The organism is Enterobacter sp. QK-SA4 (genome assembly GCF_056856775.1).
Genome location: NZ_JBXFXH010000007.1, coordinates 2,992,363 through 3,014,073 on the forward strand (window position 1 = coordinate 2,992,363; position 21,711 = coordinate 3,014,073).

The following is a 21,711-nucleotide window of genomic DNA, read 5'->3' on the forward strand; positions in this document are numbered from 1 at the left end:
GCTTTGTGCACATTTAGGAGTCAGGTTGCTTGAAGTTTGTCTAAACGCGCTAAATTACTGAAAAAGTGAGTTGACGGCAGTTCGGCTTTTCCTTACATTAGCGCCCGTCCCGGCAACAACGGGATGACAATATGGTGAGGTGTCCGAGTGGCTGAAGGAGCACGCCTGGAAAGTGTGTATACGGCAACGTATCGGGGGTTCGAATCCCCCCCTCACCGCCATATTTAAGATGAGAGCTCGTACGAAAGTACGGGCTTTTTTCTTTTATATTCTCCGAAAAGGGGGATGAGAACCCCCGACCGGGGTTCGACAACTGGCGACAGCCAGTTGGACAGACTGAGAGCGAAGCGAACAGGCTGCCCGTAGGGCGAGCGAAGCGAGTCAATCCCCCCCTCACCGCCATATTTAAGATGAGAGCTCGTACGAAAGTACGGGCTTTTTTCTTTTATATTCTCCGAAAAGGGGGGATGAGAACCCCCGACCGGGGTTCGACAACTGGCGACAGCCAGTTGGACAGACTGAGAGCGAAGCGAACAGGCTGCCCGCAGGGCGAGCGAAGCGAGTCAATCCCCCCCTCACCGCCATATTTAAAGAAGAGCTCGCATGAAAATGCGGGCTTTTTTTTTCGCATGTTGCACGCCTCTGGGGGGATGAGAATCCCCTGGTGCTATATGCAGCTCGGTGCGGCCTGAGCCTCTCACCCTTCCCCTCTCCCCAGGGGAGAGGGAAGTATTACTCTTCCACCATCCGCGCATACTCTTCGGTCAGAAAATCCACCAGCGTCCTGACCGACGGCAGCAGGCCGCGCCGCGAAGGATAAACCGCGTGAATCACTTCCCGTCGGGGTTCCCACGCGTTGAGCACCCGTACCAGTTCCCCTGACGCCAGCTGGTCCTTGACCATCAAAATCGGCAGCTGCACCACGCCGATGCCGGCCATGGCAGCTTCACGTAGCGCCAGCATATCGGTGGTAATCAATCGGGGGTGGTAATGGATCTCCGCTTTGGCACCTCCGGGACCTGACAGCGCCCATTTATGAATATGTCTGCCCTCGTTCATGCTTAACCCGGGCCAGGCGCTGAGTTCCGATGGCACAACGGGTTCGCCCATGCGTTGAATTAAGGCCGGCCCCGCGACCAGACAATGACCCCTGTCAGCCAGCACCCTTAATACCAGGTCGCTGTCATCAAACGGACGCGGGCGTACGCGGATAGCGATATCAACCCCCTCACCCACCAGGTCTACCCGCCGGTTGGTCGCCTCAAGCTGAAGATTGATCCCGGGGTAGCGCGCCATAAATCTGGCCAGCATCGGACCCACGTGGACATGCAACAGAGTTATCGGGCACGTAATTCTGACAACACCGCGCGGTTCAGCCTGCAGTGCCGCAACAGCTTCCTCCGCGGCCTCGGCCTCTACCATCATCGCTTTACAGTGCTGGTAGAAGGTCTGCCCGACCTCGGTCACCGTAAACTGTCGGGTTGTTCGGTGGATAAGCCGCACGCCAAGGCGTTCTTCCAGCTGCGCTATCCGGCGGCTTAGCCTGGACTTTGGCAGATCAAGCGCCCTTCCCGCTGCGGCAAAGCCACCGTAGTCCACCACCTTCACAAACCAGACGAAGTCATTGAGATCCTGCATAAATCCTCATCGTTCCATTTTAAGAACAGTGAATGCCAATTTCACTATCTACCGGGATATTAACTCTGAATATAAGCTAATTACATCAACAGAACATCAGGAGTTAATCATGAAAAACGTAACAGGCGTTTATACCGCTCCCCGCCAGCACTGGGTTGGCGATGGTTTCCCGGTCCGTTCAATGTTCTCTTATCAGACGCACGGCGAGCCGCTGAGCCCGTTCCTGCTGCTGGACTACGCGGGCCCGTACACCTTTCCAGCAGATGGGGCGAAACGCGGCGTAGGCCAACCCCCTCACCGGGGTTTTGAAACGGTCACCATCGTCTATTCCGGTGAAGTGGAGCATCGCGATTCTACGGGCAAAGGCGGCGTCATTGGCCCCGGCGACGTGCAGTGGATGACGGCAGGTGCAGGCATTTTGCACGAGGAGTTCCACTCCAGCGCGTTCTCGCAGAAAGGCGGAGAACTGAAAATGATGCAGCTTTGGGTCAACCTGCCGGCCAAAGACAAGATGGCGGCTCCGGGCTACCAGAGCATTACGAAGGATGCGATCCCGACCGTGACGCTACCGGACAACAGCGGTTCGCTGCGGGTCATTGCCGGTCGCTACGAGGCTGTAACCGGCCCGGCGCACACCTTCTCACCGCTCAACGTCTGGGACATTGCGCTGAACCAGGGAAGCCACCTGACGCTCAATCAGCCCGAAGGCTGGAGCACCGCGCTGGTCGTGCTTGAAGGCAACATCACGGTGAACGGCACAACGCAGGCGGGTGAAGCTCAGCTGGTCGTATTGAGCCAGGAAGGCGACAAACTGCACCTGGAGGCGAACAGCGATGCCAAAGTGCTGCTGATGGCCGGCGAGCCGCTGAATGAACCCATCGTGGGCTATGGCCCGTTTGTGATGAACAATAAAAGCGAAATCAACGAAGCCATTCGTGATTTTAACTCCGGCCGCTTCGGCCAGATCTGAACGTAATATGAGAGAAGATAATGTCTACACCTGCGAATTTTAATGGCACACGTCCGGTTATTGATGTGAACGATGCGGTGATGTTGCTTATCGATCACCAGAGCGGTCTGTTCCAGACCGTTGGGGATATGCCAATGCCGGAACTGCGCTCCCGTGCGGCTGCGCTGGCAAAAATCGCTACCCTGGCGAAGATCCCGGTGATCACCACCGCGTCCGTCCCACAGGGACCGAACGGACCGCTTATCCCGGAGCTCCACGCCAACGCGCCGCATGCGCAGTATGTTGCCCGTAAAGGCGAGATCAACGCCTGGGATAACCCGGAGTTTGTGGCGGCGGTGAAAGCGACAGGGCGTAAGACATTGATTATCGCGGGCACAATCACCAGCGTCTGCATGGCTTTCCCGTCAATCAGCGCGGTGGCGGACGGCTATAAAGTGTTTGCGGTGATTGATGCCTCCGGTACCTACAGCAAAATGGCGCAGGAGATTACCCTGGCGCGCGTGGTGCAGGCCGGCGTGGTCCCGATGGATACGGCGGCGGTGGCCTCCGAGATCCAGCGAACCTGGAACCGTGAGGACGCGGCTGAGTGGGCTGAGGTGTATACCCACATCTTCCCGGCTTACCGGCTGTTGATCGAAAGCTACGGCAAAGCACAGGAAGTGGTTAAAAACAGCGAAGTGCTCGATTCACAGCGTTAATCCTCTGCTCCACGACGTAAAAACCGTGGAGCTGATTAATGCTTAACCGAACAGGCACTAAAGCTGAAAATCTGCTTGACCGTGTTAGCGCAACTCCCTATAGTAGCGCCCCGTTGCCCCCCAAGCGGTCAGGCAGCAAAACAATATGGTGAGGTGTCCGAGTGGCTGAAGGAGCACGCCTGGAAAGTGTGTATACGGCAACGTATCGGGGGTTCGAATCCCCCCCTCACCGCCATATTTAAAGAAGAGCTCGCATGAAAATGCGGGCTTTTTTTTCGCATATTGCACGTCTGTGGGGGGATGAGAACCCCCGACCGGGGTTCGACAACTGGCGGTAGCCAGTTGGACAGACTGAGAGCGCAGCGAACAGGCTGCCCGTAGGGCGAGCGAAGCGAGTCAATCCCCCCCGGTGCGGACTGAGCCGCCTCACAAAAAAAAGCCCGAACTAATGCCCGGGCTTTTTTATTCGATTACTCAGCTATTCAACTTTGCTGCCGGCTGCTTTCTTTCAAGCGATGAAACCTGTTCAGGCTGAACACCATCCTCATCCTTACGCCCATCAAGCCAGTAATCCGCATTTTTAATTGCCAGCCGAACCGGGTCAAACTGTGGATCCAGCCCCTGCGCATTCTGGATTTCATAATCCTTAAGGCTGGCAAACGCTTTTTTATGCAACAGAACAATGGCAATAATGTTGAGCCACGCCATCAGCCCTACCCCGATATCCCCCAGTCCCCATGCCAGATCCGCGGTGCGAACCGTGCCATATACCGTGGAGGCCATCAGACATAGCTTGAGCAGGAATGTCAGCCATGGACGGTGAATTTTACGGTTAATGAAGGCGATATTAGTTTCGGCAATATAATAGTAGGCAATAATCGTCGTGAAGGCAAAGAAGAACAGCGCAATGGCAACAAAGTAATTACCAAAGCCTGGCATCATACTTTCCATCGCCGTCTGCACATAGCCAGGACCCGCGGCCACGCCAGCAATCCCGGTATAAAGCGCTGCACCGTCGACGCCCTGGACGTTATACAGCCCGGTGATCAGCAGCATAAACCCGGTCGCGGAGCAGACAAACAGCGTGTCGATGTAGACCGAGAATGCCTGAACCAGCCCCTGCTTCACCGGATGGCTTACTGCCGCCGCAGATGATGCATGTGGCCCGGTCCCCTGCGCGGCCTCGTTGGAATAGACGCCGCGCTTAACGCCCCACATGATGGCCTGACCCAGGATGGCACCGAAACCTGCTTCAAGGCCGAACGCACTTTTCCAGATCAGCAGAATAACCGAAGGGAGCTGGTTAATATTAATAGCGATAATCACGCAGGCGACAATAATATACCCCAGCGCCATAAATGGAACGACCATGCTGCTAAAGCTGGCGATCCTTTTCACACCGCCGAATATAATAAAACTTAACAGCACCGCAAGTAATGCCGCCGTAACGTTCGGACTCAGACCAAAAGCAATATCCAGGCTCGCCCCAATCGAGTTTGCCTGCACGCCCGGAAGTAATAATCCGCAGGAGAAAATAGTCACAATAGCAAATAACCATGCGTACCACTTAACGCCTAAACCTTTTTCAATATAAAAGGCAGGACCGCCGCGATATTCGCCGTTAATTTTTTCTTTATAAACTTGTCCCAGGGTGGATTCTACAAATGCGGAGCTGGCACCTAAAAAAGCGACTATCCACATCCAGAAAAGCGCGCCCGGACCGCCAAAGGTAATTGCCGTGGCCACACCGGCGATATTCCCTGTCCCCACGCGGCCTGCCAGCGTCATCGTCAGCGCCTGAAACGACGATACGCCTGCATCGGTAGGACGCCCCTGGAACATCAGGGTAATCATATGTTTGATATGCCGTAATTGCAGGAAGCGACTACGCAGCGAGAAATAGAGGCCGACACCCAGACATAAAAATATTAACGCAGGGCTCCAGATTACACCATTAATAGCACCAACCAGTTCGTTCATGTATGACCCTCAGCGTGATGTTTCAGGGAAAAGGCTCCCCTGCTGTGTTTCTTCTTAGAATTTTGTTCGAACAAGTACGAAACATAGATAACTCACCTGAAGACACCAACTTAATTTTTACTTCGTAGTAATGTTCTGTGACCACATTCACGTTTAATTTTTAACTAACAATTAGCGCGCTCATTATATTCACAGGTATTTTATGGGTATTATCACTTCATATCACGCTTCTGTAAAAAAGAATAAAAACACCCCCCACTTAATAATCGAAATTATTAATTCAGCAACTCGGTGTTTAAATAAGGGGAGTTTCTGTGGAGTATAAACGATGCTTCCCGGCATTACGCCGGGAAGACATTACAGGAAAGAGGCAAAGCGATAATGCTTTACCTTTAGTCGGAATAGACCTGCAGCGTGCGCTGACAGAGCGCTGAACGCACGCAGTCCTCTTTGGTGAAGCGTACCACCCCAATCATCTCATCTTCCTCAAAACGTGACATGGCGTCGCTCAGCCCGGATTTCACGCCGGATGGCAGGTCACACTGGGTAATATCGCCGTTAACGATAACCGTCACGTTCTCCCCGAGGCGCGTTAAAAACATCTTCATTTGCGCAGCGGTCACGTTCTGAGCCTCGTCAAGAATGACGACCGCATTTTCAAATGTACGTCCGCGCATATAGGCGAACGGCGCGATTTCCACCTTGCCAATCTCTGGTCGCAGGCAGTACTGCATAAAGGATGCACCCAGTCGCTTCACCAGCACGTCATAGACGGGCCTGAAGTACGGAGCAAACTTCTCCGAAATATCTCCGGGCAGGAAGCCGAGATCTTCATCAGCCTGCAGTACAGGACGGGTAACAATAATACGCTCCACGTCCTTATGAATCAGCGCCTCCGCCGCTTTGGCTGCACTAATCCAGGTTTTCCCGCATCCGGCTTCACCGGTTGCAAAGATGAGCTGTTTACTCTCGATAGCATTCAGGTAGTGCGCCTGAGCCTCATTGCGCGCCACAATTGGAGAATTATCACGGCTGTCTCGGGCCATGCCAATTGCTTCTACGCCACTCATCTGCACAAGCGAGGTGACCGATTCTTCTTCACGCTGTTTATGGCTACGTGAATCCCGTCTCAGCACACGTTTTGCTTCGCGACGAGCTTTGATCACTGCTTTTTGTCTTCCCATGGATAGCACCTTGAGTTGTTGGTATTCATCACACGCGCCAGCTTCGGCACGATTATGCGCACGAACATCAGAGGGTTGGCTTCCTTGTAAGCCATTGCTTGCTTTATCGGATAACGATACGGAACAGCTACGCGCACCGTTCTGCACGTCGGTCGAATCAGATTCTTGAGGAAGGGGGGGGAATTTAGTGGTGAGGAAATCGCTGCCGGAGTCTGAGCCTCCGCGCCGGGTGCTGCGGTTGTTATGTTTACCTTGTCCAGTACAGGACGCAACCATTCGCGATCTCCATAGTGATTCAGCATCACTGCCGGGAACTACCGCTGTCTTATCTTAAGTACATCAGGAGTTATCATAAATGCAACATTTATTTTACCTGAGTGCAACTTTTAAGACTGTCCCTACAGGTGAAATCAGTCTCATATAGAAATATTACAGAAATATAACAGGAGGATAGTCATATGAAAAAATAATGTCCCCGCGAACGGTTGCGGGGACAATTATCAGGTTTCAATAAGACCTTGAGCGAGGTACGCGTTCCGATCGCGCACGCCCGGCAGGGCAAAGAAATAGCCGCCGCCGATAGGCTTAATGTACTCTTCCAGCGCTTCGCCGTTGAGCCGCTTCTGCACGGTCAGGAAGCCTTTTTCCAGATCGTGCTGATAGCAGACGAACAGCAGGCCCATATCAAGCTGGCCGGCGTTGGTCACGCCGAGCGAATAGCTGTAGCCACGACGCATCATCAGGCTGGACTGCGTCTCTTTGGTGCGCGGATTAGCCAGACGAATGTGGCTGTCCAGCGCGATGGTATCGCCATTGGGATCGCTGGCGTAGTCGGGCACGTCGTGCTCGTTCTTCATGCCGAGCGGCGCGCCGCTTTGCTTATCGCGACCAAAGATCGTCTGCTGTTCTTTCAGCGGCGTGCGGTCCCAGAACTCCACGTGGAACTGGATAATCCGTACCGCCTGATAGCTGCCGCCCACCGCCCACGCCGGTTCACCCCGATCCGCCGTCACCCATACCACGTCTTTCATCAACGCCGCATCGCTGCTGTCCGGGTTGGCCGTGCCGTCCTTAAAGCCCAGCAGGTTCACCGGCGTCTCTTTCCCTTTACTGCGGGCGGCGTGGTCCGAGATAAAACCTTCCCGCTTCCAGCGCACGCTCAGCAGATCCGGCGTGTGCTTGATGATATCGCGCAGGGCGTGGATCACCGTGTCCTGGGTATTGGCACAAATTTGCAGGAGCAGGTCGCCATGACACAGCGCCGCGTCCAGGGAGTCGTTCGGGAAACGCGTCATTTTCTGCAGCGCTTTCGGCTTCTGTTTTGCCAGCCCATAGCGGGCATCAAACAGCGACTCGCCGAGCGAAACGGTAATGGTCAGGTTATCCGGGGCGATAAACGGCCCCAGAATGCCGGAGTCCATTGGCGGCAGACGCGGGTTCGGCGTATCGGGTGCCGGTCCGCCCGCGGTGAGAAACGCGATGCGCGTCGTCAGCAGGCGGAACAGGCGCTCCAGATCGGCTTTATCGCTGGCCAGCGAATCAAAGGCCACCAGCATCATGGACGCCTGCTGCGGCGTCAGGATGCCCGACTGATGCTCGCCATAAAACGGCTGCGTCTCCATGCGGGCATTGGGTGACAGCGTGCCGGGCGCGCTTTGCGGTTTCGCCGCATGCGCTACCGGACAGCCACCGGCCAGAGCAAGCGCGCCGCCCAGCGCCCCTACTCCTTTCAATAATCGACGACGTGAAGGCTCTACCACATCGTTCTCGCTATGCTTATTCATCGTGCTTAGTCCAGACCCAGTACGCCGCGCAGCAGAGAGAGATCTTCCGCCAGGGCGGTAATCGGGCCTTTCAGCGCGTTACGGTCGGCATCGGTCAGCTTGTCGTAGGTTTCAAACCCGTCTTTAGTCCGGTACTTCGCCAGAATGGTGTCGACTTTTTTGAAGTTGGCATCCACTTTGGCGAGCAGTTCGCCGTTCTCTTTCTGCAGCTGAGGACGCAGCAGGTTAACAATTTTCTGCGCGCCGTCGACGTTGGCCTGGAAGTCCCACAGATCGGTATGGCTGTAGCGATCTTCTTCGCCGCTGATTTTGCTCGCGGCCACTTCTTCAATCAGGCCGGCCGCGCCGCCCACCACTTTTGACGGCGGGAAGGCCAGCTCGCTGATGCGCTTTTGCAGCTCCAGCACGTCGCCATTCAGCTGCTCGGCGTATTTTTCCATCCCTTTGGTAGAGTTGTCGCCAAACAGGGCTTTTTCCAGACGGTGGAAACCGGTGAATTTCGGATCGGCGGCTTTCTGCTCGTAATCATCTTCGCGGGCATCAATGCTGCCATCAAGGTCAGAGAACAGTTCGGCAATCGGCTCGATGCGCTCGTAGTGCTGACGGGTTGGCGCATAGAGGGATTTCGCTTTTTCGATGTCACCGGCCTTCACCGCATCGGTAAAGGCTTTGGTTGCCGCCGCCAGGTCCGCCGTCTCTTTCGTGACATAGGCTTTATACGCCGTAATCGCGTCGCCCAGGCTCAGCACCGCAGCGCCTTTCGCCGCATCGGCCGTCGCTTCACCTTTGACGATCAGCTTCCCTTTAGGGTTGGTCAGCAGACCGCAGGTCATCTCATACTCGCCCGGCTGCAGGTTGGCGGTCATCTTCTGGCTGAAGCCAGGGGCGATGTTTTCGCGCTCCTCCACCACCAGAACGCCTTTCAGGATCTCCCACTCCAGCGCCTTCTGGCTGTGGTTCTGAATAATGAACTGGGTTTTGCCGCTGTTCACCGTGAGGGTCATCGGCTCACACTGCTTATCATTGACGGTGACTTTAACCTGAGGAACATCCGCGCCCCAGGCGGAGAATGCAGAAGCGAACAGCGCGGCAATGCCTGCGCATAACGCACTACGACGGAACTGAATTGCCATGACTCTTCCCTTTATAAGTATGTTGTAACTAAATCAAAGATTACGGCGCAACGCGCGACGCCTGCGTGCCGGTACGCGGCGGCATTGCGAACAGCACCAGCGCCGGAACCAGATAGATAAAGTACATCGCCACTTCGCTGACGCTCGGCGTTTCCTGATAGCCGAAGATACCTTCGAGCAGGGTGCCGGTCAGAGAATGGGTGGAGAGAACGTTGCTGAGATCGAACGCCACGTCCTGGAAGTGGTTCCACAGGCCCGCTTCATGGAAGGCGCGAATCGCCCCTGCTGCCAGCCCTGCCGCCACCAGCAGAATAAACAGGCTGGTCCACTTGAAGAAGGCGCCCAGGTTCAGGCGGATACCGCCCCAGTAGAGCAGGAAACCGAGCACCACGGCCGTGGCGAGGCCAAGCATGGCACCCAGCGGCGGCCAGATCCCCACATCCTGCTGAAACGCCGCCAGCAGGAAGAAAACAGACTCCAGGCCTTCACGCGCGACGGCGAAAAAGACCATCATAATGAGCGCCCAGCCGTGGTTATTGCCCTTTTGCAGCGCGTTATCCACCGCCTGCTCCAGCTGCACCTTCACGTTGCGCGAGACTTTACGCATCCAGAACACCATCCAGGTAAGGATCACCACCGCAATTACGGCGACGATCCCCTCAAACAGCTCCTGCTCTTTCTGCGGGAACTCCCCGGTGGTTTCGTTGATGAGGATACCGAGGCCCAGACAGAGCGCCGCGGCAAGGAATACCCCGACCCACATGACGCCAATCCAGCGTCCGCGCTGAGTTCGCTTCAGATAACTGGCGATGAGGCTCACGATGAGGGCAGCTTCAAGCCCTTCACGTAACATAATGAGAAATGGAACAAACATGCCGACACCTTAAATGTTTATCGCGGTCAACTGATGCAAAGAAAGGTAAATTCTTGTGATAGTGATTATCATTACGGCGAAAAGAAACACAAGCGAAATGTGTGGTGTTTTGATGACGAGTTGTAAACGCAAAGCCTGTTAATAGTTGCCGACGTTACCGTTAAGTTTATAAGTTATAATAAAATTGCCCATTTACGGTTAACCAGCGCTGTGGCTAAATATCCTTCTCAAAAACCAACTGAAAATAAACCATGTTTAAGATTGTCCATTTCCTGCTGGCGCTGGTGATTATTCTTGCGCTCGCCTGGCTGGTGAGTTTCGACCGCCGAAAAATTCGCATTCGTTATGTTTTACAGCTTATTGTCATTGAGATTGCCCTGGCGTTCTTTTTCCTGCACGCCGAAAGCGGGTTATTCCTGATTAAACACGTCTCGGGATTTTTTGAGTCACTGCTTAAATTTGCCGGTGAAGGGACCAATTTCGTCTTTGGCGGAATGGGGGAAAAAGGGCTGGCGTTCATTTTCCTCGGCGTGCTTTGCCCAATTATTTTTATTTCCGCGCTGATTGGTATTCTTCAGCACTGGCGGATCCTGCCGATTTTTATTCGGGTCATCGGCACGCTGCTGTCAAAACTGAACGGTATGGGCAAGCTGGAATCCTTTAACGCGGTGAGCTCGCTGATCCTCGGCCAGTCGGAAAACTTCATTGCCTACAAAGGCGTGCTGGGCGATCTCTCCTCTCGTCGTCTCTTCACCATGGCGGCCACGGCAATGTCGACGGTCTCCCTGTCGATTGTCGGCGCCTATATGACCATGCTCGACGCCAAATTTGTCGTCGCGGCGCTGATTCTGAACATGTTCAGCACCTTTATTATTCTCTCCGTCATCAACCCGGCGCGCCCGGAAGCGGAGCCGGATATCAAGCTGGAAAAACTGCATGAATCGCAGAGCTTCTTCGAAATGCTCGGCGAGTATATTCTGGCCGGTTTTAAGGTGGCGATGATTATTCTGGCCATGCTGATTGGCTTTATCGCGCTTATTAGCGCCGTTAACGCCCTCTTCTCCAGCGTATTTGGCATGAGCTTCCAGCAGATTTTGGGCTATGTGTTTTATCCGCTGGCATGGCTTATTGGTATTCCGCTGAGTGACGCCCTGAACGCGGGCAGTATTATGGCGACCAAGCTGGTGGCGAATGAATTTGTGGCGATGATTGAGCTGCAAAAAATCTCGCATCAGATGTCCCCTCGCGGGCTGGGCATCTTATCCGTCTTCCTGGTGTCCTTCGCGAACTTCGCGTCCATCGGCATTGTGGCGGGGGCGATTAAGGGCCTGAACGAGCAGCAGGGGAACGTGGTGTCGCGGTTTGGTCTGCGTCTTGTGTACGGCGCGACGCTGGTGAGCCTGCTGTCGGCGAGCTTTGCGGGGTTGGTGTTGTAAGTGTTTTTGCCCGGCGGCGCTTCGCTTGCGCGGGCCTACGATACAAAAACGGCGGGAATTCCCGCCGTTTTTATTAGAACTGCACGCACACCGGCTGATCGACGCGCATCACCGACTCCTGCGCGAAGCGTGATTTATAAATCCCGCGCAACGCTTCGATGTTCTTCTCGCTCTGCGCATCTTTACCGTGGATCAGCATTAATGCTTTGCTGGGTTCGCGCGCCACTTTCCCGTCGTTCCCCAGCCACTGCCCGCGCGCGTCAAACACCGTTAAGCCATCGCGAAAGCGCGGCGTCACGTCCTGATCAACAAACTGCTGCCACTCGTTGCTGGTAATCTGCGCCCCGGCAGGACGATTTAAGCCGAAATAGAGCGTGGTTTGCTGCATCTGGTTATCCGCTTTGCAGGTCTCTACCGCCTCCTGCTGCGATGGCGTCGTGCAGCCAGCGAGCATCAATAATGCTGCTGCCATTACCCCTGTTTTGATTGTCATGCTTCGCTATCCTCATTGTTATAAGCACATGGATATCACAGGAAATGACGGATTTTGGCAAGAAAAAAGCCGGGTGCGCTTGCGCTCACCCGGCCTGCATTGTGCAGCGAGAATAATTATTCTGCCTGGAGCTTAGACGGCGGCGCAGTGTGGTAATGCGCGTCGGCTTCAGCAAAGCGTTTCTGCATGGAGGCAGACGGGGCTTTACCCAGCAGGCTGAACACCACGATGCCGATGCTGCCGAAGATGAAGCCCGGAATGATTTCGTACAGGCCCAGCCATGCGAACTGTTTCCAGACGATAACGGTCACCGCACCGATGATCATCCCCGCCAGCGCGCCGTTACGGGTCATACGTGACCACATGACGGAGAACAGCACTACCGGACCAAACGCCGCACCGAAGCCCGCCCACGCGTAGCTCACGAGGCCCAGCACGCGGTTTTCCGGGTTGGCCGCCAGCGCGATGGCAATCAGCGCCACCAGCAGCACCATAAAGCGTCCTACCCACACCAGCTCTTTCTGGCTCGCGTTTTTACGCAGAAAGGCTTTGTAAAGGTCTTCGGTGATCGCACTGGAGCAGACCAGCAGCTGGCAGCTCAGGGTAGACATCACCGCCGCCAGGATTGCGGAGAGCAGAATACCGGCAATCCACGGGTTAAACAGAATTTGCGCCAGCTCGATGAACACGCGCTCGGCGTTCTGGTTGACCGCGCCCGCCTGCGCCGGGTTGTTGTTGAAGTACGCGATGCCGAAGAAGCCGACCGCACACGCGCCTGCCAGACACAGGATCATCCACGTCATACTGATGCGACGGGCATGAACGATGGTGTGGTGAGAATCCGCCGCCATAAAGCGCGCCAGGATATGCGGCTGACCGAAGTAGCCCAGGCCCCAGCCCATCAGGGAGACGATGGCTACGAAGTTCAGCCCTTTCAGCATGTCGACGTTTTCGATGCTCTTCTGCTTGATCACTTCCAGCGATTCGCCAAAGCCGCCAACGGTGAAAATCACAATCACCGGGGTCAGGATCAGGGCGAAGATCATCAGGCTCGCCTGCACGGTGTCGGTCCAGCTTACCGCCAGGAACCCGCCCACGAAGGTATAGAGGATGGTCGCCGCCGCACCGGCCCACAGGGCGGTTTCGTAGCTCATGCCGAAGGTGCTTTCGAACAGACGCGCGCCGGCCACGATGCCGGAGGCGCAGTAGATGGTGAAGAACAGCAGGATAACCACCGCGGAGATAATGCGCAGGATGCGGCTGTTATCTTCGAAGCGTCCGGTGAAGTAATCCGGCAGCGTCAGGGCGTTATTGTTGGCCTCGGTATGCACGCGCAGACGGCCTGCCACCAGCTTCCAGTTGATCCACGCGCCGACGGTCAGGCCGATGGCGATCCAGCTTTCAGAGATACCGGAGATAAAAATCGCGCCGGGCAGCCCCATCAGCAGCCAGCCGCTCATGTCGGAGGCGCCCGCAGAGAGTGCAGTCACCATTGGGCCTAAACTGCGTCCGCCCAGAATGTAGTCGTCAAAGTTCTTTGTAGAACGCCACGCCAAAAACCCTATCAGGATCATGCCAAAAATATAAACGAGAAATGTCACCAGCATCGGTGTGCTAATAGCCATTCAAATTCTCCAAAATGTCGAGCGACAACCATCCGGGCTGCCTTGTTATATGATCACCGGAACGAGGTGAATGTATCTTGTGTTTCGGTTGGGCGCGCTATCCTGCCGTATGCGCCTTCCGCTGACAAACGATTTAACACTGCATTTACATCAATTTCATCCCCGGTTTGATACGAGTTTCCTATAGGTTGCACTCGCTCACGCTTTTACGGGTTGCACCTTTGAAAAGTGTTAACTACCGCATAAAACCAGGCTTCCCGCACAAAAGCCAGCGCGTTTTCCCAGCTAACCATTCGTTAACAATCCATTCATTTTCCGGGTTGCAAACCAGGTCACATTTAACACGGTTGCACAAAGTTGCAACATAGGGGATATTTCACGCTATCTACAGAACGCTATTACAGAACAACAGGAGCTTTGGCATGGGTATGACCACCATGGGGGTTAAGCTGGATGACGCAACCCGCGAACGGATTAAGACCGCAGCAACCCGCATTGACCGCACGCCGCACTGGTTAATCAAGCAGGCGATTTTTAACTATCTCGAAAGACTCGAGAGCGATGAGGGCCTGCCGGAGCTGCCTGCCCTGCTGGCCGGCGCGGCGAATGAAAGCGAAGAAGCCCCGGCCGCTGGCGACGAGAACCATCAGCCGTTCCTTGAATTTGCCGAGCAGATCCTGCCGCAGTCCGTCAGCCGTGCCGCCATTACCGGCGCCTGGCGCCGTGCCGAAACCGACGCCGTGCCGATGCTGCTGGAGCAGGCCCGCCTGCCGGAAGCCATTGCCGCACAGGCGCACAGCCTGGCGTATCAGTTAGCCGACAAGCTGCGCAACCAGAAAACCGCCACCGGCCGCGCCGGGATGGTTCAGGGTCTGCTGCAGGAGTTTTCCCTCTCCTCTCAGGAAGGCGTGGCGCTGATGTGTCTGGCGGAAGCGCTGCTGCGTATTCCGGATAAAGCCACCCGCGACGCGCTGATCCGCGACAAGATCAGCAACGGCAACTGGCATTCCCATATTGGCCGTAGCCCGTCGCTGTTCGTCAACGCCGCCACCTGGGGCCTGCTGTTTACCGGCAAACTGGTCTCCACCCATAACGAAGCCAACCTCTCCCGCTCTCTGAACCGCATCATCGGCAAGAGCGGCGAGCCGCTGATCCGCAAAGGCGTGGACATGGCGATGCGCCTGATGGGCGAGCAGTTTGTGACCGGGGAAACCATTGCCGAAGCGCTGGCGAACGCCCGCAAGCTGGAAGATAAAGGTTTCCGCTACTCATACGACATGCTGGGCGAAGCGGCCCTGACCGCCGCCGACGCGCAGGCCTACATGGTCTCTTACCAGCAGGCGATCCACGCCATCGGTAAAGCGTCCAACGGTCGCGGTATTTATGAAGGCCCGGGCATCTCTATCAAGCTCTCTGCCCTGCACCCGCGCTACAGCCGCGCGCAGTACGACCGTGTGATGGAAGAACTCTACCCGCGCCTGAAATCCCTGACCCTGCTGGCGCGCCAGTATGATATCGGCATTAACATTGACGCCGAAGAGGCCGACCGTCTGGAGATCTCCCTCGATCTGCTGGAAAAACTTTGCTTCGAGCCGGAGCTGGCAGGCTGGAACGGCATCGGCTTCGTTATCCAGGCCTACCAGAAGCGCTGCCCGTTCGTCATTGATTACCTGATTGACCTGGCAAGCCGCAGCCGCCGTCGCCTGATGATCCGTCTGGTGAAAGGCGCCTACTGGGACAGCGAAATCAAACGCGCCCAGATGGAAGGGCTGGAAGGCTATCCGGTCTATACCCGCAAGGTATACACCGACGTCTCTTACCTCGCCTGTGCGAAAAAGCTGCTCGGCGTGCCGAACCTGATCTATCCGCAGTTCGCTACCCACAACGCCCACACCCTGGCGGCGATCTACAGCCTGGCCGGGCAAAACTACTATCCAGGCCAGTACGAGTTCCAGTGCCTGCACGGCATGGGTGAACCGCTGTACGAGCAGGTCACCGGTAAAGTGGCGGACGGCAAGCTGAACCGCCCATGCCGAATCTATGCTCCGGTGGGAACGCACGAAACCCTGCTGGCGTACCTGGTGCGTCGTCTGCTGGAAAACGGCGCGAACACCTCCTTCGTTAACCGCATCGCCGACACCACCCTGCCGCTCGACGAGCTGGTGGCCGACCCGGTGCAGGCCGTTGAGAAGATGGCGGCGCAGGAAGGCCAGGTTGGCCTGCCGCATCCGAAGATTGCCCTGCCGCGCGAGCTGTACGGCAAAGGCCGCGTCAACTCGGCGGGTCTGGATCTCGCCAACGAACACCGTCTGGCGTCCCTCTCCTCTGCCCTGCTCAACAGCGCGCTGCAGAAGTGGCAGGCCAAACCGATGCTGGAGCAGCCCGTTGCAGACGGCGAAATGCACCCGGTGATCAACCCGGCCGAGCCGAAGGATATCGTCGGCTACGCGCGTGAAGCGACCGAAGCGGAAGTGGATCAGGCGCTGGACGGCGCGGTGAACAACGCCCCTATCTGGTTTGCCACGCCGCCGCAGGAGCGCGCCGCGATTCTGGAGCGTGCAGCGGTGCTGATGGAAGATCAGATGCAGTCGCTCATCGGCATTCTGGTGCGCGAGGCGGGTAAAACCTTCAGCAACGCGATTGCCGAAGTGCGCGAGGCCGTCGACTTCCTGCACTACTACGCCGGTCAGGTGCGCGATGATTTCGATAACGAAACCCACCGTCCGCTCGGCCCGGTAGTCTGTATCAGCCCGTGGAACTTCCCGCTGGCAATCTTCACCGGCCAGATTGCCGCCGCGCTGGCCGCAGGCAACAGCGTGCTGGCAAAACCGGCAGAGCAGACCCCGCTGATTGCCGCGCAGGGCATCAACATTCTTCTGGAAGCCGGCGTGCCGGCGGGCGTGGTTCAGCTGCTGCCGGGCCGCGGTGAAACGGTCGGTGCCAAACTGACCTCCGACAACCGCGTGCGCGGCGTGATGTTTACCGGTTCGACCGAAGTGGCGTCGCTGCTGCAGCGCAACATTGCCACCCGTCTGGATGCGCAGGGCCGTCCTACGCCGCTCATCGCCGAAACCGGCGGGATGAATGCCATGATCGTTGACTCCTCCGCGCTCACCGAGCAGGTGGTGGTCGACGTGCTGGCCTCCGCGTTCGACAGCGCCGGTCAGCGCTGCTCCGCCCTGCGCGTGCTGTGCCTGCAGGACGACGTGGCGGACCACACGCTGAAGATGCTGCGCGGCGCGATGGCCGAATGCCGCATGGGCAACCCGGGCCGTCTCACCACCGACATCGGACCGGTGATCGACGCGGAAGCCAAAGCCAACATCGAAAACCACATTCAGACCATGCGCGCGAAAGGACGTCCGGTATTCCAGGCGGTGCGTGAGAACAGCGAAGATGCCCGCGAATGGCGGACCGGCACCTTTGTGCCGCCAACGCTGATTGAGCTGGCAAGCTTCGACGAGCTGAAAAAAGAGGTCTTCGGCCCGGTGCTGCACGTGGTGCGCTACAACCGTAACAACCTGAACGAGCTGGTTGAGCAGATCAACGCCTCCGGCTATGGCCTGACGCTCGGCGTGCATACCCGTATCGACGAGACTATCGCGCAGGTGACCGGCAGCGCCAAAGTGGGCAACCTGTACGTCAACCGCAACATGGTCGGCGCGGTCGTGGGCGTGCAGCCGTTCGGCGGCGAAGGCCTTTCCGGCACCGGTCCGAAAGCGGGCGGTCCGCTCTATCTGTACCGTCTGCTGGCGAACCGTCCGGAGAACGCCCTGGGCGTCACCCTGGCACGCCAGGATGCGGACTATCCGGTGGATGCGCAGCTGAAAACCGTGCTGACCCAGCCGCTGGAGGCGCTGATCGCCTGGGCGGAAAAACGCCCTGAACTGCGTGCCGTCGCGAAGCAGTACGGCGAGCTGGCGCAGGCGGGCACGCAGCGTCTGCTGCCGGGTCCAACCGGCGAGCGCAACACCTGGACGCTGATGCCGCGCGAGCGCGTGCTGTGCGTGGCCGATAACGAGCAGGACGCGCTGGTGCAGCTGGCCGCCGCCATGGCAACCGGCTGTGAAGTGCTGTGGCCGGAAGATGCCCTGCATCGCGATCTCGCCAAACAGCTGCCGAAGGCGGTCTCGGCCCGCATTCGCTTCGCGAAAGCCGATAACCTGCTAACCCAGCCGTTTGATGCGGTGATCTACCACGGTGATTCCGATCAGCTGCGTGAACTCTGCGAGCAGGTGGCGGCCCGCAGCGGTGCCATCGTTTCCGTGCAGGGCTTTGCGCGCGGGGAAACCAACCTGCTGCTGGAGCGTCTGTACGTGGAGCGCTCGCTCAGCGTCAACACGGCGGCGGCAGGCGGTAACGCCAGCCTGATGACAATAGGCTAACGCTGTGCTAATAAGGCTCCGGAGACGGAGCCTTATTTTATTGGGGAGTATATGAAACGATATCTTATCGCCAGTGCAGCACTGCTAATGAGCGCCAGCGCGCTGGCCGACGAGTGCGACAAAGCGACCACCCAGCTTGAGCTGAATACCTGTAGCGCGCAGCAGTACCAGGCTGCCGATAAAAACTCAACCAGACCTATCAGGCCGCCGTTAAGCGTGCGGCAGCGCCCCAGCGAGACCTGCTGAAAAAAGCGCAGCAGGCGTGGATTACCCTGCGCGATGCGGACTGCGCGTTTATCGGTTCGGGGACGGAAGGCGGGAGCGTCCAGCCAATGATTGTTAACCAGTGCCTGGCGGAAAAAACCGTGGAGCGCGAAGCGTTTCTGGCCTCGCTGATGCAGTGTGAAGAGGGCGACTTAAGCTGCCCTCTCCCGCCGGGGAACTAGCGCAGGCGGATCCCTTCGATAATCATCCGCTGCACGTTTTCCAGAGTGCTGTGGAAAAACGCCTCGTCCTGGAGCGTTTTACCGGTCACCGCCTCAACCTGGGCCGCAAAGTCAGCGTAATGCTGGGTGGAGGCCCAAATCATAAAGATCAGATGATGCGGGTCGACCGGGGCCAGCTTTCCGCTGGCGACCCATCCGGCAATAATGGCCGACTTATCGTCCACCAGCTGTTTTAAATCTCCGGTTAATTCCGCCTGCAGCAGCGGCGCGCCCTGCAGCATCTCAAGACAAAACAGTCGCGACGCCTGCGGGTAATCGCGCGACACCTCCAGCTTCAGGCGAATATACTCTTTGATCGCCACCAGCGGGGCCAGCTCTGCGCGGAACGCTTTGAGGGGCGCCAGCCAGATATCGAGGATCTGCTGCATCACCGCCACATAGAGCGCCTCTTTCGACGGGTAATAGTAAAGCAGATTGGTTTTGGATACGCCGGACTGCTCCGCCACCTGCTCCAGGCGCGTGCCGTGAATACCAAACTGCGAAAAAGTCTCCAGCGCCGCGCTGAGGATCGCCTGCTTCTTGGCGCTCACCGCCTGCGAACGTTTACCTGGTGTTTTCACTGCGCCTTGTGTCATTCCCGCTCTCCTTATTCTGCGTTGCCCTCAGCATAGCAAAACCCCCGTCTCCCCACGACACCCTGCACTCCGATCGTGCATGAATGCCTGTTTTCTGTGCAATGTTTTTGACCAGTTAGTCCACATTTGGCCGCATCAATCCACCAACTTCTAATTAACACATTAATAACACAGCCATTTTCAAAACTGGCACTGCCTTTGCAAAAACACCGTTACACCTGCGACGTAATGAAGAGAGGTTCGTGATGAAAATTGGCGTATTTGTACCCATCGGCAACAACGGCTGGCTTATCTCGACCACTGCACCGCAATACATGCCGACCTTTGAGCTCAATAAAGCCATCGTGCAGAAAGCGGAACACTACCATTTCGACTTTGCGCTTTCGATGATCAAGCTGCGCGGCTTTGGCGGCAAAACCGAATTCTGGGACCACAACCTGGAGTCCTTTACCCTGATGGCCGGGCTGGCCGCGGTCACTTCGCGGATCCAAATCTACGCCACCGCCGCCACCCTCACCCTGCCCCCGGCAATCGTCGCGCGCATGGCCTCCACCATCGACTCGATCTCCGGCGGGCGCTTTGGCGTCAACCTGGTCACTGGCTGGCAAAAACCGGAGTACGAGCAGATGGGGCTCTGGCCGGGTGACGACTACTTCTCGCGTCGCTACGACTACCTGACCGAATACGTACAGGTGCTGCGCGACCTGTGGGGGACCGGCAAAAGCGATTTCAAGGGCGATTTCTTCACCATGAACGACTGCCGCGTCAGCCCGCAGCCGTCGGTGCCGATGAAGGTGATTTGCGCCGGACAAAGCGACGCGGGGATGGAATTTTCCGCCAAATACGCCGACTTCAACTTCTGCTTCGGAAAAGGGGTGAATACGCCTGCCGCCTTCGCCCCGACCGCCGCGCGGATGAAAGAGGCCGCCGATAAAACCGGGCGCGACGTGGGCTCCTACGTCCTGTTTATGGTCATTGCCGACGAAACCGACGACGCCGCGCGCGCCAAATGGGAGCGCTATAAGGATGGTGCCGACGAGGAGGCCCTGAGCTGGCTGACCGAGCAGAGCCAGAAGGATACCCGCTCCGGGGCAGATACCAACGTTCGCCAGATGGCCGATCCGACCTCCGCCGTCAATATCAACATGGGCACCCTGGTCGGCTCGTACGCCAGCGTCGCCAGAATGCTGGACGAAGTGGCGGCCGTGCCCGGTGCGGAAGGCGTTCTGCTGACCTTCGACGATTTCCTCACCGGCGTGGAGACCTTCGGCGAGCGCATCCAGCCGCTGATGCAGTGCCGCGCCCACATCCCCGCCGTCACGAAGGAGGTGGCGTAATGACGACCCTTAACGCACGCCCGGAAGCTATTACCTTCGCGCCCCAGCAGAGCGCGCTGATCGTGGTGGACATGCAAAACGCCTACGCCAGCCAGGGCGGTTATCTGGATCTGGCGGGGTTCGACGTCTCCGCCACCCGACCGGTGATTGAGAACATTAAAACCGCCGTCGCCGCCGCGCGCGCCGCGGGCATGCTCATCATCTGGTTCCAGAACGGCTGGGATGACCAGTACGTCGAGGCCGGCGGCCCCGGCTCGCCCAACTTCCACAAGTCGAACGCCCTGAAAACCATGCGTAAACGGCCCGAACTGCAGGGCAAGCTGCTGGCGAAAGGCGGCTGGGACTATCAGCTGGTGGATGAACTGGTACCGCAGGCGGGCGATATTGTCCTGCCCAAACCGCGCTACAGCGGCTTTTTCAACACGCCGCTCGATAGCCTGCTGCGCAGCCGGGGCATTCGCCATCTGATATTCACCGGGATCGCCACCAACGTCTGCGTGGAGTCGACCCTGCGCGACGGCTTTTTCCTCGAGTATTTTGGCGTGGTGCTGGAAGACGCGACCCACCAGGCCGGGCCGGAATTCGCCCAGAAGGCGGCCCTGTTCAATATCGAAACCTTTTTTGGCTGGGTCAGTAACGTTGCAGATTTCTGCGACGCCCTGAATCCCCCGCTTGCCCGTATCGCCTGAGGAGACACCTGATGCCAAAATCCGTGATTATTCCGCCGGGCACCAGCACGCCGATTGCCCCTTTTGTCCCCGGCACACTCGCCGACGGCGTGGTGTATGTCTCCGGCACGCTGCCGTTTGATAAAGACAACAACGTGGTGTTTATCAACGACCCAAAGGCGCAAACCCGCCACGTGCTGGAGACGATCAAAACCGTGATCGAAACGGCGGGTGGCACGATGGAGGATGTGACCTTCAACAGCATCTTTATCACCGACTGGAAAAACTACGCCGCGATTAACGAGATTTACGCCGAGTTCTTCCCCGGCGATAAACCGGCGCGGTTCTGCATTCAGTGTGGGCTGGTGAAGCCAGAGGCGCTGGTTGAAATCGCCACCGTTGCGCACATCGCGAAGTGAGGCAGG

At 57.2% G+C, this 21,711-nt stretch carries 16 protein-coding genes, 2 tRNA genes, 1 other RNA gene and 1 pseudogene; 11 read left to right on the forward strand and 9 right to left on the reverse strand.

Features of this window, described 5'->3' with window-relative positions; genetic code table 11:
• Nucleotides 1-133: 133 nt before the first annotated feature.
• Nucleotides 134-221: transfer RNA gene (locus tag AC1VYI_RS16000), tRNA-Ser, on the forward strand.
• A gap of 225 nt (nucleotides 222-446) precedes the next feature.
• Nucleotides 447-584: non-coding RNA, RtT sRNA (locus AC1VYI_RS16005), on the forward strand.
• 148 nt (nucleotides 585-732) lie between these two features.
• Here AC1VYI_RS16005 and AC1VYI_RS16010 read toward each other — a convergent pair.
• Nucleotides 733-1,638: a LysR family transcriptional regulator gene (locus AC1VYI_RS16010; RefSeq protein WP_134866548.1), complete on the reverse strand. Its 906-nt coding sequence runs from the start codon at nucleotides 1,636-1,638 to the stop codon at nucleotides 733-735.
• Nucleotides 1,639-1,747: 109 nt separating this feature from the next.
• Here AC1VYI_RS16010 and AC1VYI_RS16015 point away from each other — a divergent pair, with 109 nt between their 5' ends.
• The 3 genes from AC1VYI_RS16015 to AC1VYI_RS16025 all read left to right on the forward strand — a co-directional run bounded on the left by AC1VYI_RS16015 (nucleotide 1,748) and on the right by AC1VYI_RS16025 (nucleotide 3,541).
• Complete coding sequence (locus AC1VYI_RS16015) at nucleotides 1,748-2,608, forward strand: pirin family protein (protein ID WP_134866549.1); 861 nt, start codon at nucleotides 1,748-1,750, stop codon at nucleotides 2,606-2,608.
• A gap of 20 nt (nucleotides 2,609-2,628) precedes the next feature.
• Nucleotides 2,629-3,306 carry a hydrolase gene (locus tag AC1VYI_RS16020; RefSeq protein ID WP_134866550.1) on the forward strand — a complete coding sequence of 226 codons (678 nt, stop codon included), beginning with the start codon at nucleotides 2,629-2,631 and terminating at the stop codon, nucleotides 3,304-3,306.
• Between the two features lie 147 nt (nucleotides 3,307-3,453).
• Nucleotides 3,454-3,541 (forward strand) — tRNA-Ser (locus tag AC1VYI_RS16025).
• Between the two features lie 239 nt (nucleotides 3,542-3,780).
• On the opposite strand, the gene AC1VYI_RS16030 is transcribed toward AC1VYI_RS16025, so the two are convergent.
• From AC1VYI_RS16030 to efeU, 5 genes are all read right to left on the reverse strand, one after another.
• Entirely contained in the window at nucleotides 3,781-5,286 is a 1,506-nt protein-coding gene (locus AC1VYI_RS16030; RefSeq protein ID WP_134866551.1) for an alanine/glycine:cation symporter family protein, read from the reverse strand.
• Between the two features lie 392 nt (nucleotides 5,287-5,678).
• Nucleotides 5,679-6,470 (reverse strand): phosphate starvation-inducible protein PhoH, encoded by a 792-nt coding sequence (phoH, locus tag AC1VYI_RS16035; RefSeq protein WP_029740192.1) that lies wholly within the window; start codon nucleotides 6,468-6,470, stop codon nucleotides 5,679-5,681.
• Nucleotides 6,471-6,970: 500 nt separating this feature from the next.
• On the reverse strand, nucleotides 6,971-8,254 hold the full coding sequence (gene efeB, locus AC1VYI_RS16040) for an iron uptake transporter deferrochelatase/peroxidase subunit (protein WP_134866552.1): 1,284 nt from the start codon (nucleotides 8,252-8,254) through the stop codon (nucleotides 6,971-6,973).
• Between the two features lie 5 nt (nucleotides 8,255-8,259).
• Nucleotides 8,260-9,387 (reverse strand): iron uptake system protein EfeO, encoded by a 1,128-nt coding sequence (gene efeO / locus AC1VYI_RS16045; RefSeq protein ID WP_045354579.1) that lies wholly within the window; start codon nucleotides 9,385-9,387, stop codon nucleotides 8,260-8,262.
• A 40-nt stretch (nucleotides 9,388-9,427) separates the two neighbouring features.
• Nucleotides 9,428-10,261 (reverse strand): iron uptake transporter permease EfeU, encoded by an 834-nt coding sequence (gene efeU / locus AC1VYI_RS16050; RefSeq protein ID WP_023311093.1) that lies wholly within the window; start codon nucleotides 10,259-10,261, stop codon nucleotides 9,428-9,430.
• A 251-nt stretch (nucleotides 10,262-10,512) separates the two neighbouring features.
• Here efeU and AC1VYI_RS16055 point away from each other — a divergent pair, with 251 nt between their 5' ends.
• Nucleotides 10,513-11,697, forward strand: a complete 1,185-nt coding sequence (locus tag AC1VYI_RS16055; RefSeq protein WP_134866553.1) for a NupC/NupG family nucleoside CNT transporter — start codon at nucleotides 10,513-10,515, stop codon at nucleotides 11,695-11,697.
• A 73-nt stretch (nucleotides 11,698-11,770) separates the two neighbouring features.
• On the opposite strand, the gene AC1VYI_RS16060 is transcribed toward AC1VYI_RS16055, so the two are convergent.
• Nucleotides 11,771-12,190, reverse strand: a complete 420-nt coding sequence (locus tag AC1VYI_RS16060; protein ID WP_134866554.1) for a DUF3574 domain-containing protein — start codon at nucleotides 12,188-12,190, stop codon at nucleotides 11,771-11,773.
• 116 nt (nucleotides 12,191-12,306) lie between these two features.
• The gene (gene putP / locus AC1VYI_RS16065) at nucleotides 12,307-13,815 is read right to left on the reverse strand and encodes a sodium/proline symporter PutP (RefSeq protein WP_023311090.1); all 1,509 of its coding nucleotides are present in this window, start codon (nucleotides 13,813-13,815) and stop codon (nucleotides 12,307-12,309) included.
• A 422-nt stretch (nucleotides 13,816-14,237) separates the two neighbouring features.
• Between putP and putA the strand changes: the two genes are divergently transcribed.
• Together putA and AC1VYI_RS16075 are read left to right on the forward strand one after the other, a co-directional pair.
• Nucleotides 14,238-18,200 (forward strand): trifunctional transcriptional regulator/proline dehydrogenase/L-glutamate gamma-semialdehyde dehydrogenase, encoded by a 3,963-nt coding sequence (gene putA / locus AC1VYI_RS16070; protein ID WP_134866555.1) that lies wholly within the window; start codon nucleotides 14,238-14,240, stop codon nucleotides 18,198-18,200.
• 51 nt (nucleotides 18,201-18,251) lie between these two features.
• Nucleotides 18,252-18,646: pseudogene (locus AC1VYI_RS16075) on the forward strand (lysozyme inhibitor LprI family protein).
• On the opposite strand, the gene rutR reads toward AC1VYI_RS16075, so the two are convergent.
• Nucleotides 18,643-19,281 carry an HTH-type transcriptional regulator RutR gene (gene rutR, locus AC1VYI_RS16080; protein WP_023311087.1) on the reverse strand — a complete coding sequence of 213 codons (639 nt, stop codon included), beginning with the start codon at nucleotides 19,279-19,281 and terminating at the stop codon, nucleotides 18,643-18,645. The pseudogene AC1VYI_RS16075 and the gene rutR overlap by 4 nt on opposite strands.
• A gap of 245 nt (nucleotides 19,282-19,526) precedes the next feature.
• Here rutR and rutA point away from each other — a divergent pair, with 245 nt between their 5' ends.
• From rutA to rutC, 3 genes are read left to right on the forward strand one after another with little or no spacing between them, the layout of a single operon-like run.
• Complete coding sequence (gene rutA, locus AC1VYI_RS16085) at nucleotides 19,527-20,618, forward strand: pyrimidine utilization protein A (protein WP_023617762.1); 1,092 nt, start codon at nucleotides 19,527-19,529, stop codon at nucleotides 20,616-20,618.
• Nucleotides 20,618-21,307: a pyrimidine utilization protein B gene (gene rutB, locus AC1VYI_RS16090; RefSeq protein ID WP_023311085.1), complete on the forward strand. Its 690-nt coding sequence runs from the start codon at nucleotides 20,618-20,620 to the stop codon at nucleotides 21,305-21,307. The genes rutA and rutB overlap by 1 nt, the downstream gene beginning before the upstream one ends.
• Before the next feature lie 11 nt (nucleotides 21,308-21,318).
• Nucleotides 21,319-21,705: a pyrimidine utilization protein C gene (gene rutC, locus AC1VYI_RS16095; RefSeq protein WP_010429508.1), complete on the forward strand. Its 387-nt coding sequence runs from the start codon at nucleotides 21,319-21,321 to the stop codon at nucleotides 21,703-21,705.
• Nucleotides 21,706-21,711 lie beyond the last annotated feature (6 nt).